General features: G+C 73.9%; 15 protein-coding genes. 9 read left to right on the top strand and 6 right to left on the bottom strand.

Annotated elements, in window-relative coordinates; translation table 11 throughout:
• Positions 1-81: 81 nt before the first annotated feature.
• From ABZY57_RS12545 to ABZY57_RS12555, 3 genes are read left to right on the top strand one after another with little or no spacing between them, the layout of a single operon-like run.
• Positions 82-915 carry a M55 family metallopeptidase gene (locus ABZY57_RS12545; RefSeq protein ID WP_356511003.1) on the top strand — a complete coding sequence of 278 codons (834 nt, stop codon included), beginning with the start codon at positions 82-84 and terminating at the stop codon, positions 913-915.
• A gap of 1 nt (position 916) precedes the next feature.
• The gene (locus ABZY57_RS12550; RefSeq protein WP_356511029.1) at positions 917-2,272 is read left to right on the top strand and encodes a M20/M25/M40 family metallo-hydrolase; all 1,356 of its coding nucleotides are present in this window, start codon (positions 917-919) and stop codon (positions 2,270-2,272) included.
• Positions 2,272-4,329 carry a prolyl oligopeptidase family serine peptidase gene (locus tag ABZY57_RS12555; protein ID WP_356511005.1) on the top strand — a complete coding sequence of 686 codons (2,058 nt, stop codon included), beginning with the start codon at positions 2,272-2,274 and terminating at the stop codon, positions 4,327-4,329. The genes ABZY57_RS12550 and ABZY57_RS12555 overlap by 1 nt, the downstream gene beginning before the upstream one ends.
• 219 nt (positions 4,330-4,548) lie before the next feature.
• On the opposite strand, the gene ABZY57_RS12560 is transcribed toward ABZY57_RS12555, so the two are convergent.
• Positions 4,549-5,316 carry a hypothetical protein gene (locus ABZY57_RS12560; RefSeq protein ID WP_356511007.1) on the bottom strand — a complete coding sequence of 256 codons (768 nt, stop codon included), beginning with the start codon at positions 5,314-5,316 and terminating at the stop codon, positions 4,549-4,551.
• Between the two features lie 34 nt (positions 5,317-5,350).
• On the opposite strand from ABZY57_RS12560, the gene ABZY57_RS12565 reads away from it, so the two are divergent.
• Positions 5,351-5,938, top strand: coding sequence for a GNAT family protein (locus ABZY57_RS12565; RefSeq protein ID WP_356511009.1), 588 nt, complete (start codon positions 5,351-5,353; stop codon positions 5,936-5,938).
• Between the two features lie 4 nt (positions 5,939-5,942).
• Positions 5,943-6,842 carry an arginase family protein gene (locus tag ABZY57_RS12570; protein ID WP_356511011.1) on the top strand — a complete coding sequence of 300 codons (900 nt, stop codon included), beginning with the start codon at positions 5,943-5,945 and terminating at the stop codon, positions 6,840-6,842.
• A gap of 24 nt (positions 6,843-6,866) precedes the next feature.
• Here ABZY57_RS12570 and ABZY57_RS12575 read toward each other — a convergent pair whose 3' ends face one another.
• Entirely contained in the window at positions 6,867-7,328 is a 462-nt protein-coding gene (locus ABZY57_RS12575) for a DinB family protein (RefSeq protein WP_356511031.1), read from the bottom strand.
• Between the two features lie 203 nt (positions 7,329-7,531).
• On the opposite strand from ABZY57_RS12575, the gene ABZY57_RS12580 reads away from it, so the two are divergent.
• Positions 7,532-9,502 (top strand): DUF5107 domain-containing protein, encoded by a 1,971-nt coding sequence (locus ABZY57_RS12580; protein ID WP_356511013.1) that lies wholly within the window; start codon positions 7,532-7,534, stop codon positions 9,500-9,502.
• A gap of 31 nt (positions 9,503-9,533) precedes the next feature.
• On the opposite strand, the gene ABZY57_RS12585 is transcribed toward ABZY57_RS12580, so the two are convergent.
• Genes ABZY57_RS12585 through ABZY57_RS12595 form a run of 3 tightly spaced genes read right to left on the bottom strand, consistent with a single transcriptional unit; the run spans position 9,534 to position 11,366 of the window.
• On the bottom strand, positions 9,534-10,040 hold the full coding sequence (locus ABZY57_RS12585) for a dihydrofolate reductase (protein WP_356511033.1): 507 nt from the start codon (positions 10,038-10,040) through the stop codon (positions 9,534-9,536).
• 32 nt (positions 10,041-10,072) lie between these two features.
• Entirely contained in the window at positions 10,073-10,870 is a 798-nt protein-coding gene (locus ABZY57_RS12590; protein WP_356511015.1) for a thymidylate synthase, read from the bottom strand.
• Positions 10,871-10,919: 49 nt separating this feature from the next.
• On the bottom strand, positions 10,920-11,366 hold the full coding sequence (locus ABZY57_RS12595; protein ID WP_356511017.1) for a nuclear transport factor 2 family protein: 447 nt from the start codon (positions 11,364-11,366) through the stop codon (positions 10,920-10,922).
• A 122-nt stretch (positions 11,367-11,488) separates the two neighbouring features.
• On the opposite strand from ABZY57_RS12595, the gene ABZY57_RS12600 reads away from it, so the two are divergent.
• Both ABZY57_RS12600 and ABZY57_RS12605 read left to right on the top strand, forming a co-directional pair.
• A complete protein-coding gene (locus tag ABZY57_RS12600) occupies positions 11,489-12,058 on the top strand; it encodes a PadR family transcriptional regulator (RefSeq protein ID WP_356511019.1) in 570 nt (189 codons plus the stop codon).
• A complete protein-coding gene (locus ABZY57_RS12605) occupies positions 12,045-12,842 on the top strand; it encodes an SGNH/GDSL hydrolase family protein (RefSeq protein ID WP_356511021.1) in 798 nt (265 codons plus the stop codon). The genes ABZY57_RS12600 and ABZY57_RS12605 overlap by 14 nt, the downstream gene beginning before the upstream one ends.
• 15 nt (positions 12,843-12,857) lie before the next feature.
• On the opposite strand, the gene ABZY57_RS12610 is transcribed toward ABZY57_RS12605, so the two are convergent.
• Positions 12,858-13,712, bottom strand: coding sequence for a methyltransferase domain-containing protein (locus ABZY57_RS12610; RefSeq protein WP_356511023.1), 855 nt, complete (start codon positions 13,710-13,712; stop codon positions 12,858-12,860).
• Between the two features lie 217 nt (positions 13,713-13,929).
• Between ABZY57_RS12610 and ABZY57_RS12615 the strand changes: the two genes are divergently transcribed.
• Positions 13,930-14,502 (top strand): TIGR03086 family metal-binding protein, encoded by a 573-nt coding sequence (locus ABZY57_RS12615; RefSeq protein WP_356511025.1) that lies wholly within the window; start codon positions 13,930-13,932, stop codon positions 14,500-14,502.
• Positions 14,503-14,786: the final 284 nt, after the last annotated feature.

The raw sequence follows: 14,786 nt of genomic DNA on the forward strand, positions 1-14,786 counted from the left end.
GCCCGGGCGTGGCCACGAGGCCCGGCGGGGGCCGGAGGACTAGGGTGGGGCCCTGAGCGCTACCGACCGCCCGGGGGCCCGATGAAGATCCTCATCTCCGCCGACATGGAAGGCGCCACCGGCGTCACCTGGCCCGCCGACGTGCTGCCCGGGACCCCGCAGTGGGAACGCTGCCGGACCATGTTCACCTCCGACGTGAACGCCGCCGTCCTCGGGTTCTACGACGCCGGCGCCGACCAGGTCCTCGTCAACGAGGCCCACTGGACCATGCGCAACCTGCTGCTGGAGCGGCTCGACGCGCGCGTCGAGATGCTGACCGGCCGCCACAAGTCCCTCTCCATGGTCGAGGGCGTCCAGCACGGGGACGTCGACGGCATCGCCTTCGTCGGCTACCACACGGGCGCCGGCGCCGAGGGCGTGCTCGCCCACACCTACCTCGCCAACTCCATCACCGGGGTCTGGGTCAACGGGAACCGCGCCAGCGAGGGCCTGCTCAACGCGCACGTGGTCGCCGAGTACGGGGTCCCGGTCATCCTCGTGACGGGAGACGACCTGACCTGCGCCGACGCCGCCGGCTACGCCCCGGAGGCGGTGACCGTCGCCGTCAAGGACCACGTCTCGCGCTACGCCGCCGTCTGCCGCACCCCGGCGCGTACGGCCGCCGACATCCGGGCCGCCGCCAAGGAGGCCGCGGCCCTCGCCGTGCGCCACGAGCCGGTGCGCGGGGGGCCGTTCACGGTGGAGGTGGAGTTCGACGCCGAGCACCTGGCGATGGCGGCCACCGTCGTGCCCGGGGTCGAACGGGCGGGTGAGCGTAGGGTCGGGTACACGAGCGAGACGATGTACGAGGGGATCCGGACCTTCAAGGCGGTCACCACGATCGTCTCGGCAGCGGTGGAGGAGCAGTATGGCTGACATGTCCGAACCGGGCGCCGGCTTCGGTGTCACCGGTACCCCCGTCGACCGGGTGGCGCTCGACGAGGCCGTCGAGTTCACCTCCGGTCTGATCCGCATCGACACCACCAACCGCGGCGGTGGCGACTGCCGGGAGCGCCCGGCCGCCGAGTACGTCGCCGAGCGGCTGGCGGACATCGGCCTGGAGCCCGCGCTCCTGGAGCGCACCCCGGGCCGAACCAACGTGGTGGCCCGGATCGCGGGCACCGACCCCACCGCCCCCGCCCTCCTGGTCCACGGCCACCTCGACGTGGTCCCGGCCGAGGCCGCCGACTGGAGCGTCGACCCCTTCTCGGGCGAGATCCGGGACGGGGTGGTCTGGGGCCGCGGCGCCGTCGACATGAAGAACATGGACGCGATGGTGCTGGCCGTCGTACGGGCCTGGGCGCGGGCCGGCGTGCAGCCGCGGCGGGACATCGTGATCGCCTACACCGCCGACGAGGAGGACAGCGCGATCGACGGCTCGGGCTTCCTCGCCGACCACCACCCCGCGCTCTTCGAAGGCTGTACCGAGGGCATCAGCGAGTCCGGGGCCTTCACCGTGCACGCCGCGCCCGGACAGGCCCTCTACCCGATCGCCGCCGGCGAACGCGGCACCGCCTGGCTGAAGCTCACCGCGACCGGCACCGCCGGACACGGCTCCAAGCCCAACCGGGCCAACGCGGTCAGCCGGCTCGCCGCCGCCGTCGCCCGCATCGGCGAGCACGACTGGCCGGTCCGTCTCACCGACACCGTCACCGCCTGCATCACCGAACTCGCCTCCCTGCAGGGCATGTCGGTGGACCCGCGGGATCCCGGATTCCAGCTGGACCAGATCCTCAACAAGCTGGGCCCGGCCGGCGCCCTCGTCGAGGCGACCGTCCGCAACAGTGCCAACCCGACCATGCTCAGCGCCGGTTACAAGCTCAACGTCGTCCCCGGCACCGCCACCGCCTACGTGGACGGCCGCATGCTGCCCGGCGGCGAGGCCGAGTTCATCGCCACCCTCGACGAGCTCACCGGGCCCGACGTGCACTGGGAGTTCCACCACCGGGAAGTGGCCCTCGAAGCCCCCGTGGACGGGCGGACCTACGGGATCCTGCGCGAGTCCGTCGAGGCCTTCGACCCCGAGGGGCACGTGGTGCCCTTCTGCATGGCGGGCGGCACCGACGCCAAGCAGTTCTCCCGGCTCGGCATCACCGGCTACGGCTACTCCCCGCTCAAGCTGCCGCCCGGCTTCGACTACTGGTCCCTCTTCCACGGAGTGGACGAGCGCGTGCCCGTCGACGCCCTGCACTTCGGGGTCCGCGTCCTCGACCGCGCCCTGCGCGCCCTGTGATGACCTCGCGCGGCGACGGCACCGCCCCCTACGGCAGCTGGCCCTCGCCCATCGGCGCCGCGCTCGCCGCCTCCCTCGACGGGAGGCCGGAGTACGTCGGCGCGATCGGCTCCGAGGTGTGGTGGACGGTGCCCCGGCCCGCCGAAGGCGGCCGCCGGGCCCTGGTCCGCCGGCCCGCGGACGGCGGACCCGAGGTGTGCGCGCTGCCCGCTCCGTGGAACGTGCGCAGCCGGGTCACCGAGTACGGCGGCCAGCCCTGGGCGGGCGCCGAACGACCCCTGGGTGGACCGCTGGTGGTGTTCGTCCACTTCGCCGACCAGCGGCTGTACGCCTACGAGCCGGACGCGCCCGGCGGCCCGGCCCCGCGGGCGCTGACACCCGTCTCGGCGGTGGGAGGCGGGCTGCGCTGGGCCGACCCGGTGCTGCGCGAGGGTGAAGTCTGGTGCGTGCTGGAGGAGTTCACCGGAGCCGCCCCGACCGATGTGCGCCGGGTACTGGCCGCCGTACCGCTGGACGGGTCGGCGGCGGAAGACCGCTCCCGGGTCCGGGAGTTGACCGACGACCGGTACCGGTTCAGCACCGGCCCCAGGCTCTCCCCCGATGGGCGGCAGGCCGCCTGGCTGGTGTGGGACCACCCCCGGATGCCCTGGGACGGCACCGAGCTGCGGCTCGCCGAGGTCACCTCGGACGGCAGGCTCGCGGAGCCCCGTACCGTGCTCGGCGGACCCGAGGAGGCCGTCGCGCAGGTCGAGTGGACCACCGGCGGAGACCTCCTCGCGGTGAGCGACCGGGGCGGCTGGTGGAACCCGTACCGGGTGGACCGGGAGACGGGCGATGCGGTCAACCTGTGCCCCCGGGAAGAGGAGTTCGGCGGGCCGCTGTGGAAGCCGGGCCTGCGCTGGATCGCGGCGCTCCCCGACGGGCTGGTGGCCGTCCTGCACGGCCGGGGCTCCCCGGTGCTCGGCGTGCTCGACCCCGAGAGCGGGGACCTGGTCGACGCGGCCGGGCCGTGGACGGCCTGGCAGCCCACGCTCGCCGTCAGCGGCGGCCGGGTCTACGGGGTGGCGGCCAGCCCGCGCAGCGCGTACGAGGTGGTGGAGCTGGACACGGCCACCGGGCACGCCCGGGTGGTGGGCGGCCGCGGCTCCCCGGGGGCGGACGGGACGGGCGGGGCCGACGGACCGGGACCGGCCGGCGGGTCGCGCGAGGCGGACCGGGCGGACCCCGCGTACTACCCGGAGCCGCAGAGCAGGACCTTCCTCGGCCGGGGCGGCCGGGAGATCCACGCACACGTCTACCCGCCGCACCACCCCGTACTGCGCGCCAGGGCCGACGAGCTGCCCCCGTACGTGGTGTGGGCGCACGGCGGCCCCACCGACCACGTGCCACCCGTACTCGACCTGCACATCGCCTACTTCACCTCCCGCGGCATCGGCGTCGTCGAAGTCAACTACGGCGGCTCCACGGGCTACGGGCGCGCCTACCGGGAACGGCTGCGCGAACAGTGGGGCATCGTCGACGTCGAGGACTGCGCCGCCGTTGCGCGGGCCCTGGCCGCCGAGGGCACCGCCGACCCGGACCGGCTCGCGATCCGCGGCGGCAGCGCGGGCGGCTGGACGGCGGCTGCCTCACTGGCCGCCACAGGGCTGTACGCGTGCGCGGCGATCATCTACCCGGTCCTGGACCTGGCCGGCTTCGCCGCGGAGACCCACGACCTGGAGTCCCGCTACGCCGACGGCCTCGCCGGCCCCCCGCAGACCCTGGCCCTGCTCAGCCGCGAGCGCTCCCCGGTGGCCCGCGCCGACCGGATCACCGCGCCGTTCGTCCTGCTCCAGGGCCTGGACGACCCGGTCTGCCCGCCCGCGCAGGCGGAGCGGCTGCTGACCGCGATGCGCGGGCGGTCGGTACCGCACGCGTACGTCGCCTTCGAGGGCGAGGGGCACGGCTTCCGGCGTGCGGACACGATGGTCCGGGCGCTGGAGGCGGAGCTGTCGCTGTACGCGCAGGTGTTCGGGTTCGAGCGGGCGGACATCCCCCGTCTGGCCCTGTCCGACTGAGCCCCCGCGCCCCCGCGCCGCCGCGAGCGGGCGATGGGGGCCATGAGCTCCCACACGTCCGGGAACCGCGGCAAGGGTCGCGCGTCGATCACCCAGGGCCGCGCTGCGCCGGCATCGCCGCGCTCGCGGTGCTCACCCTGGTGTTCATCTTCGAGAACACCCGTCCCACCAAGGTCCGGCTGCGCCGAAAGCAGCGGGAGCCGCGGCGGGCGCGGGCGGTCAGCCCGCGTGGACCCAGACGCGGAGCGGGCCGATGGCCGTGAAGCCGTGGCGCAGCGCCGTGCCGAGGTCGTCCCCCGACTCGTAGCCGACGAGCGCCAGGCCGGGCCAGAGCGAGGCGGTCAGGGTCAGCGCGCCCGTCCAGGCCTCGTCGTCCGGGGTTCCGTCGGCGCTGAACACGTTGGAGATGCCGACCACGTCGCCGGTGCGGTTGGCGGCCGCCCCGGCGAGGATCCGGCCCCCGGCGTCCCGCCCCGCGAGGAAGGCGATCTCCCCGGCCACTCCGGCCTCCCCGGCCACTCCTGCCTCCCCGGCCACTCCTGCCTCCCCGGTGGTCGCCGTGAGCAGCCCCGGATGGAACAGGCCGGTGCTCTCCTCTCCGTCCCAGGCCGTCTCCCACGCCTCCAGCTCCGCGGGTCCGGAGATCCGGCTCCACTCCAGGGCCGGGGCGGCGTGCGGAACGGAGGCCGGGCGGTGGATCCACTCGGCGCCGAAGAGGACCTCGAAGCCGGCCGGAGCCAGGTCGAGCACGGCGAAGCTGTCCTTGACCGACGCGTGCGGCGCGACGGTGTCGATCCCGGCGAGCAGGGCGGCCGTGTCGGTGTCCCGGGTGAGGGTCACGGCGTCCGGGTAGTAGAGCGGCGTCGGGCGCGGGCTGCTCCAGGCCTGGGCGGTGAAGCCGCCGTCGCGGCAGACAGCTGCGCACCACGCGGCGTTGTTGTACGCGGCCGCGAGGAGGAGTTCTTCGGTGTTCGGGGTGATGATCACCCGGGGATCCTGCCACAAGCCCTAGCCTGGGGCGATGTCGTATCTCCCGTACCTCGCCGAGGGCGGACGGATCGGGCTCCGGCCCTACCGGCCCGCTGACGGCGCCGAGTTCACCGCCCGGGTGCGCGAGAGCCGTGAGCTCCACCACCCGTGGCTGTCGCCGCCCGCGACCGTGGAGGCCTACGAGGCGTACGCCGCCCCGCTGATCGCCGGCGCAGCCGCGGCCACCGCGACGGGCAGGACCGGATTCCTCGTGTGCGAGCGGGATTCGGGCGCGATCGCCGGCTTCGTGAACGTCAACAACATCGTCTACGGCGCCTTCCAGTGCGGCGCGCTCGGGTACGGGGCCTTCGCGCACGCGGCGGGCCGGGGGCTCATGCGGGAGGCGCTCGGCCTCGCCGTCGGCCACGCCTTCGCGGAGGGCGGGCTCGCACTGCACCGGCTGGAGGCCAATATCCAGCCGGAGAACACCGCCTCGATCGCCCTCGTCCGCGGGCTCGGCTTCCGACTGGAGGGGCTGTCGCCCGACTTCCTCCAGGTCGACGGCGCCTGGCGGGACCACGAACGCTGGGCGCTCACGTCCGAAATGCCATGTCCCCGGGCCCCGCATCGCACAGGATGAGTCCATGCGAACCCTCGTGCTCCTCGACGCACCGTCCAACCTCGGGCTCCGCCCCCCGGCCCCGGGCGCCGTTCCCGGGGTGTACAAACTGGCCGGGGCCCTGCGCGAACAGGGCCTGCTGGCCCGCCTCGGCGCACGCGAGGGCGGGGTCGTCGTCCCGCCTCGCTACGACCGGGGCGACTGGAAGGAGGGCGACGGGGTGTTCCATGCGGAGGCCCTCGCCGCGTACACCGTCGCCCTCGCCGACCGGATCGAGGACCACCTGCGCTCCGGGGAGTTCCCCGTCGTCCTCGGCGGCGACTGCTCCATCCAGCTCGGTGCCTCCCTGGCCATGCGGCGCCTCGGGCGGTACGGCATCGCCGCGATCGACGGCTCCGCCGACTTCCGCCACCCCGGCAACGAGGCCGTCAACGGTCCCGTGGGAGCGGCCGGCGGCGAGGAGCTCGCACTCGCCACCGGGCGCGGCCAGGCGGACCTCGCCGACCTGGAGGGCCTCGGGCCCTACGTGCGCGACGAGGACGTCCGGCTCTTCGGGCTGCGCGACGGGGACCCTGACCTCCCCGAGCTGCGCGCCGCCGGGATCTTCGCCGCCACGGTGGGGGCGATCCGCGACCGCGGCGCCGGGCCGGTGGCCCGTACCGCGCTGACGGGGCTGCAGCCGCCGGCCACCGCGGGGTTCTGGGTCCACCTGGACGCCGACGTACTGGACCCGTCCGTGATGCCGGCCGTCGACAGCCCCGACCCCGGCGGCCTGATTCCCGACGAACTCGCGGAACTGCTCGGCGTGTTGATCAGCTCGCCGCGCTGCGTCGGACTCAACGTCACCATCTACGACCCGGACCTGGACCCGGACCGGCGCGCGGGCGCACTGCTCGCCGACCTGGTGGCGGGGGCCTTCGGCTAGGCCGTCCGGCGGTCGCGATCGGGGTCAGACCCCGATCGCGCCGTCGATGCGCTCGCGCAGCAGGTCCGCGTGGCCGTTGTGGCGCGCGTACTCCTCGATCATGTGGACCAGGACCCAGCGCAGCGGGACCTCGCCCAGCCACCCGTCCTTCCCGGACACCTCCAGGTCGGGCGCCGACTGCGTGAACCGCTCTGCGAAGGCCACCTCCGCCCGCCACGCCTCCCACGCCCGCTCGACCACCGCGGGATCGGACACCGCCCCGTCGAAGTCACCGTCGGGATCGTCCGGCGAGGAGAACAGGGCCGGGGCGTCCTGTGCGGCCAGCACCCGCCGGAACCAGCGGCGCTCCACGTCCGCGAGGTGACGTACCAGCCCGAGCAGCGACAGCGTGGACGGCTCCACCGACCGCTCGGCCAACTCCGCCTCCAGGCCCGCGCACTTGAGCTCCAGCGTCGCGCGCTGCGCCGCCAACATCCCGGCGAGCATGTCCCGTTCGCCGGCGTTCACATGCGCGGTGATCCGGCTCTCCGTCGCCTCCCCGCCGAACAACTGTCCCCGTCTGCTCCGTACGCTCATGGACCTCATTGTCGATCGCCGGCCCACGCCCCGCCAGGCTTTGCGTAATCCTGACCGGTGGTGATCCGCCGAATCCCTGTGCACCGGCCGCCGTGGCGTGTTCCATTTCCCTCATGGCCACCACCGTCCGCCGCTCCGTACTGACCCTTCCCGCAGCCCCGTTGGGTCCCGAGAACCCACTGCCCGCCCTCCGTGAGACCGACGGCGTGCACACGCTGGACGAGCGGTCGCGCGAGGGCCTGCCGCGCGACATGGCACGCCAGATCGGGTACGAGCCGCTGCGCTCGCTGCTGCCCGTCCGGATCCGTGACGGCTACCAACGCAAGCGCACCGAGCGGGACTTCGAGACGATCGTCATCGAGAACGCACACCTGCGCGCCACCGTCCTGCCCGGACTCGGCGGCCGGATCCATTCGCTCGTCCACCTCCCCACCGGACGCGAACTGCTCTACCGCAACCCGGTGTTCCAGCCCGCCAACTTCGCGCTCAACGGCGCCTGGTTCTCCGGCGGCATCGAGTGGAACCTCGGAGCCACCGGCCACACCACCCTCTCCTGCGCCCCGTTGCACGCCGCGCTCGTCCCGGCACCCGACGGGGGAGTCATGGTGCGGCTCTGGGAGTGGGAGCGGCTGCGCGACCTGCCGTTCCAGGTGGACCTGTGGCTGCCCGAGGACTCGGAGTTCCTCTACGTCGGCGTCCGCGTGCGCAATCCGCACGAGCGGCCCGCACCCGTCTACTGGTGGTCCAACATCGCCGTGCCCGAGGAGGACGGCACCCGCGTCCTGGCCCCGGCCGACGAGGCCTGGCACTTCGGGTACGAGCGCTCCCTGCGCCGCATCCCCGTACCCGGCTGGGAGGACACGGACCGCACCTACCCGCTGCGCAGCACGTACCCCGCCGACTTCTTCTACGAGGTCGAAGCCGGGACCCGGCCCTGGATCGCCTCCCTCGACGCCGAGGGGCGGGGACTCGTCCAGACCTCCACGGCCCGGCTGCGCGGCCGCAAGCTCTTCGTCTGGGGCGCCGGTGAGGGCGGTCGGCGCTGGCAGGAATGGCTGACGGAGCCCGGTACGGGCGGGTACGCGGAGATCCAGGCCGGGCTCGCCCGCACCCAGCTGGAACACGTACGCCTGGAAGCGGGCGGGGAGTTCAGCTGGCTGGAGGCCTACGGGGCCCTGTCCGCGGACCCGGCGGCGGTGCACGGGGAGGACTGGGCGGCGGCCCGCGCCGCGGCCGGGACGGCACTGGAGTCCGCGCTGCCCGGGCCGGCCGTGGACGCGGCGTACGAGGCGTGGCGCGGGTGCGCCGACACCGAACCGGGAGAGCGGCTGGCCGCCGGCTCCGGCTGGGGCGCGCTGGAGGTGTTGTGCGGGGGCCACAAACTGCCCGGCACCCCCTTCGCGGAGGACACCCTCGACGAGGACCAGGCACCCTGGCTGGAGCTGTGGCGCACCGGTGTCTTCCCCGCCCCGCGCCGGGTGGCGCCGCCCGGCCCGAGCCTGGTCGCCCCGCACTGGCGGGACATGCTGGAGACCGCCCCGGCGGACCCGCTGACCGAGTACCACCTCGGGGTCGCCCAGTGGCACGCCGGGGACATCGCCCAGGCGGTACGGAGCTGGGAGCGCGGGCTGGCGCTGGCCCCGTCGCGGTGGCCGCTGCTGAGGTGTCTGGCCGTCGCCGACGACCTGGCCGGCGACCCGGCCCGGGCGGCCCGCTGGTACGCCGAGGCCTTCGAGGACCTGACCCAGGAGAGCCGGGGCGGCACGGGCTGGCTGGCCGCCGAATCGGCCCTGGGCCGGGAGGCGTTGGCGTCCCTGCTGGCCGCGGGCCTGCTACCGGAGGCCCGCTCGGTGTGGGACCGGCTGCGCCCCGCCCTGCGCGACGAGGGCCGCTTCCGGCTGTCGGCGGCCCGGCTCCTCGCGGCCGAGGGCCATGTGGGCGCGGCCCGGCGGGTCTTCGAAGAGGGCTTCGAACTGCCCGACCTCCGCGAGGGCGAGGAAACCCTCGCCGAAGTCTGGGCCACCCTCACGGACCGCCCGCTGCCGCCCGCGTACAACTTCCGGATGCGCCCGCCGGGGGAGTAGGCCGGCGGGGGAGCAGGACCGGGGCCTTCGCCTACCGGGTGTAGGTGCGGATGCGGTAGCGCAGGCCGGTCACCGAGGACTGCCAGTCACCGTCCTCGGCGACGGTCCACGCCGGTTCCAGCTCCGGGGCGTGGGTGTCGCCGATCACCTTCGTGTCGACCTCGGTCACCGAGAGCATGACGGCGTGGGCCAGCGCGGCCCGGTAGACCTCGCCGCCGCCGATCACCCAGCAGGCGGTGGCGGGGGCGGCCGGATCGGGCTGCCCGGCCGCGAGCTCCAGGGCCTCGGGGATGGACCCGGCGCGCTCCGCGCCCTCCGCGGCCCATGCGGGGTCACGGGTCACCACGATGTTGCGCCGCCCGGACAGGGGCCGGAAGCGCGCCGGCAGCGAGTCCCAGGTCTTGCGGCCCATCACCACCGGATGGCCGAGCGTCGTGGCCTTGAAGTGGGCCATGTCCTCGGGCAGCCGCCAGGGGATCCCGTTGTCCGCGCCGATCACGCCGTCGGAGCTCTGCGCCCAGATCAGCCCGACGTTCATGCCGCCGGTCAGGTCCCCGCTCAGGTTCACGTTCATACCGCGACCGGGGCCTTGATCGCCGGGTGGTGCTGGTAGCCGGCCAGCTCCACGTCGCCGTAGGCGTAGTCGAAGAGCGAGTCGGCCCGGTGCAGCTTCAGCTCGGGGAACTCGAAGGGCGTGCGCGAGATCTGCTCGGTCACCTGGTCGACGTGGTTGTCGTAGATGTGGCAGTCGCCGCCGGTCCAGATGAAGTCGCCCGGCTCCAGGCCGGTCTGCTGCGCCACCATGTGGGTGAGCAGGGCGTAGCTGGCGATGTTGAACGGCACGCCGAGGAACAGGTCCGCGCTGCGCTGGTACAGCTGACAGGAGAGCTTGCCGTCGGCCACGTAGAACTGGAAGAAGGCGTGGCACGGCGCGAGCGCCATCTTGGACAGCTCGGACACGTTCCACGCGGAGACGATCATCCGGCGGGAGTCCGGGTCACGGCGCAGCGTGTCGAGGACCTCGGTGATCTGGTCGATGTGCAGGCCGTCCGGCGTGGGCCAGGAGCGCCACTGGGCGCCGTAGACCGGGCCGAGGTCGCCGTTCTCGTCGGCCCACTCGTCCCAGATGGTGACGCCGTGCTCCCGCAGCCAGCCGACGTTCGACTCGCCGCGCAGGAACCAGAGCAGCTCGTACACGATCGACTTGAGGTGCACCTTCTTGGTGGTGACCAGGGGAAACCCCTGCGAGAGGTCGTAACGCAGTTGGTGCCCGAAGACACTCCGGGTGCCGGTGCCCGTCCGGTCGGCCTTCGCCGTCCCGGAGGTGAGCACCAGCTTCAACAGGTCTTCGTACTGGGTATCCGCCACGGGCACCGAGTCTACTGGCCTGCCGTCCGAGGTCCGGTCAGCCGGTGGGTCAGCCGGTCACCGCGCCGTCGGTGAGCAGGCCGGCCAGGACCGCCTCGCCGACGGCCACGACCGCCGTCTGGGGGCGGATCATCACGGTGATCTCATCGATCAGGCCCTCGGGTGTGAGGTGCAGCATGTCGATGCCGTGCACCTGCCGGTCGCCCACGGTGGTCCGGAACGGCAGCACGGTCGCCGGTCCCTCGGCTCCCTCCGCCCCGAACGGGACGCCGGCCGACTGGACGCTGCCGTCGAAGTGCCCGACGTAGTGGAAGCCCTCGAACGTGCGCAGGAGGACGCGGAAGAGGGCCAGCACGGCCGGCTTGCCCTCGAACGGCTTCGACTTCACCGGGCTGTTGAGCCGGACGTCGTCGGTGAACAGTGCGTCCAGCGCGGCGAGGTCATGGCCGGCCACGGCGGCGCGGAAGCGGTCGGCCGGACTGGTGTCGGTACTCATGAGGACTCCTCGATAGTCACCGATGTGATTAGTCAGTTTCTTGACTATCATGGCCTGGGCGTCCTGAGGAAGAGGGCGCCGCGAACGGACACGCCCCCCGGAGGAGAGGAAGGGACCGACCGATGGCTCTGCGCCACGCCGTACTGGCCGCGCTGCTCGACGAGGAGCTGAGCGGCTACCAGCTGGCCAAGGCCTTCGGCACGGGCGTGGCCAACTTCTGGCACGCCTCGCCCCAGCAGCTCTACGCCGAGCTGGCCAGGCTGGAGCGGGACGGCTTCATCGCGGGCCGCGAGGTCGTCCAGGACACCCGGCCGAACAAGCGGCTGTTCCAGGTCACCGACGCCGGACTGGCCGAGCTGGAGCGGTTCACCGCCGCCGAGACCAAGCCCTGCGTCATCCGCGACGACCTGCTCGTCAAGGTCCAGGCGGCCGAGTACGTCGACACGGGGGCGCTGCTCGCGCAGCTCGCGGAGCGGACCGCCTTCGCGACGGCCAAGGCGGAGCTGTTCGAGAAACTGCTCCGCTCGATGCGCGGCGAGCGCACGGAGGAGGAGTTCCTGCGCCACGGCGCACGGATCGGCCCCTACCTCACCTGCCTGCGCGGCCTGGAGTTCGAGCGGGCCAACCGCGCCTGGTACGAGCGCACGACGATCATTCTGAACGAGAGGCGGGCATCCCGTGGAGAGCAGTGAGCAGCGACGGCCGACCCGGTACGTGGCGCTCGGCGACAGCCAGAGCGAGGGCGTGGGCGACGGGGACGACCGCACCGGGCTGCGCGGCTGTGCCGACCGGCTCGCCGAGCTGATCGCGGTGCACGAGCCCGACGTGCTCTACGCCAACCTGGCCGTGCGGGGCCGCCTCGCGGCGGGGGTGCGCGAGGGGCAGCTCGGGCCGGCCCTCGCGCTCCGTCCCGACCTGGCCACCGTGGTCGCCGGGGTCAACGACGTGCTGCGGCCCCGCTTCGACGCCGACGAGGTCGCCGGGCACCTGGAGGCGATGTTCGCCGCGCTCACCGCGCAGGGCGCCCGCGTCGCCACGGTCACCTTCCCCGACATCGCGAAGCTCGTCCCGCTCGCCAGGGGGGCGGCCCCGCGCGTCACCGCGCTCAACGAGCGGATACGGCGGGCGGCGGAGCGGCACGGGGTGGCCGTCGCCGACTTCGCCCGCCACGAGGCCTCCACCGACCCGCGGATGTGGAGCGCGGACCGGCTGCACGCCGCGCCGTCCGGCCACGCGATGATCGCCGCCGGTGTCGCGCACGCCCTGGGGCTGCCCGGCAGTGACGATGCCTGGACCCGCCCGCTGCCCGGCCCGCCGCCCGCCGCGCCCGCGGGCCTGCGGGGCGTGGCCGGGGAGCTGCGGTGGGCCGTGGGCTTCGCCGGGCCCTGGATCGGGCGGCGGCTGCGCGGGCGCTCGTCCGGAGACGGCCGTACGGCCAAGCGGCCCGATCTGCTCCCCGTACGCCTGGCGGCCTGAACCGGGCGCCCGGGCTCAGGCGCGGCAGATGATCTCGCCGTTCAGCACCGAGAACCAGGCGTCCGGCTCCGCGCCCCAGGTGTGCCAGGCGTCCGCCGCGGCCGCCAGCTCCGCCTCCGTCGCGTGTCCGCCGCCGGTCGCGATCCCGGCGTAGGCCGAGGCCGTCGTACGGTCCGCCCACAGCGCGGACCACCACGCGGCCTCCTCCGCGGTCGCGTAGCACCACGAGGTCGCCGTGCAGGCCACGTCCGTGAAGCCCGCCGCCCGCGCCCACGCGCGCAGGCGGCGTCCGGCGTCCGGCTCGCCGCCGTTGGCGCGTGCGACCCGCCGGTACAGGTCCAGCCACTCCTCCAGCCCCGGAGTCGCGGGGTACCAGGTCATCGCCGCGTAGTCCGCGTCCCGCGCCGCGACGATCCCGCCCGGCCGGCACACCCGGCGCATCTCGCGCAGCGCCTGCACCGGATCGCCCACGTGCTGCAGCACCTGGTGGGCGTGGACCACGTCGAAGGAATCGTCGGGGAAGTCCAGCGCGTGGACGTCCGCGGTGGCGAACTCGATGCCGGTCAGGCCGCGTTCCTTCGCGTACGCGGCGGCCTGGTCGAGCACGTCCCGCGCCGCGTCCACCGCCGTGACCCGGCCCTGCGGCCCCACCAGCTCCGCCAGGTCCGCCGTGATCGTGCCCGGGCCGCAGCCCACGTCCAGGACGGTCATCCCGGGGCGCAGCTCGCCGATCAGGTACGCGGCGGAGTTCTCGGCCGTGCGCCAGCGGTGCGAGCGCAGCACCGACTCGTGGTGTCCGTGGGTGTAGACGGCGGTCTCGTGCGCGGGCTCCGAGGCAGCTGCCTTGTGGGTGGCTTCCGAGGCGTTCATGGGACCTGGCTCCTTCATCGTCGAAGTGCTGTCGAGGCGTTGGATTCACCGTAAGGGATCAGTTCGTCATCTGAGACAGGTGTTTTGACATGTGGACACCATCCTTGCGCGCCAAGGGGATTGGGTGGGCGGGTGGCAGGTCGTGATGGGGGCGAGGACAGTTGATCCGGGAGAACTCAGGGGAGGGCGAACGGGTGAACGAAGGACGGTGAGATCCATGCCGGACCCGCTGCTCGAGCGGCACGCCGAGGCGCTGCGGCTCTTCGGTCGGTACGTCCACGCGGTCTCGGACGCGCAGTGGGAGGCGCCGACGCCCTGCAGCGAATGGACCGTGCGCGACCTGGTCAACCACGTCACCGCCGAACAGCTGTGGATACCGCCCCTGGTCACCGACGGCCGCACCGTCGAGGACATCGGCAGCACCTTCAACGGCGATGTCCTCGGCACGGATCCGGCCGCCGCCTGGGACGAGGCCTCGGCCGCCGCGCACATCGCCTTCGAGGTCCCCGGAGCGCTGGAGCGCACCGTCCGGCTCTCGTACGGGCCCGCGCTCGGGTCGGCGTACTGCTCGGAACTGATCGCCGACTGCGTCGTCCACGCCTGGGACCTCGCGCGGGGCATCGGAGCCGACGAGCGGCTGCCGGACGGCCTCGTGGAGTTCTCCCTCGAGGAGGTCATGCCCTACGCCGACGGACTGGCCGCGAGCGGCATGTACGCGGCCCCGGTGGAGATTCCCGACGGGGCGGACGCCCAGACCCGGCTGCTCGCGCTGCTGGGGAGGAGCGGCTGAGGCGGCGCGGCCGGTCCTGGTGCCGGTCCCGCTGCCGGCCGGGGCGTCGGCCCGGATGCCCACAACGGGCGATCGCGGACGAATAACCGTATAAAGGCAGGGTCGGGAGCGGGGGACGGCAGGGAGAGGTGGCGCGCGGTGTCGGGGATCCAGCGCACGACGGCCGAGGGCCGGGGCCCGGTCCGTTACGGCCCGCCCGCACCCCAGCCGGGCCTGCCCGTCCTGCCCGAGCTCACGGCCGTCCTCGCGGCGGTGGCCTGGCGTTCGGCCCCCGAGCCGGCCGG

Source organism: Streptomyces sp. NPDC006450, assembly GCF_040612195.1.
Lineage (GTDB): Bacteria > Actinomycetota > Actinomycetes > Streptomycetales > Streptomycetaceae > Streptomyces.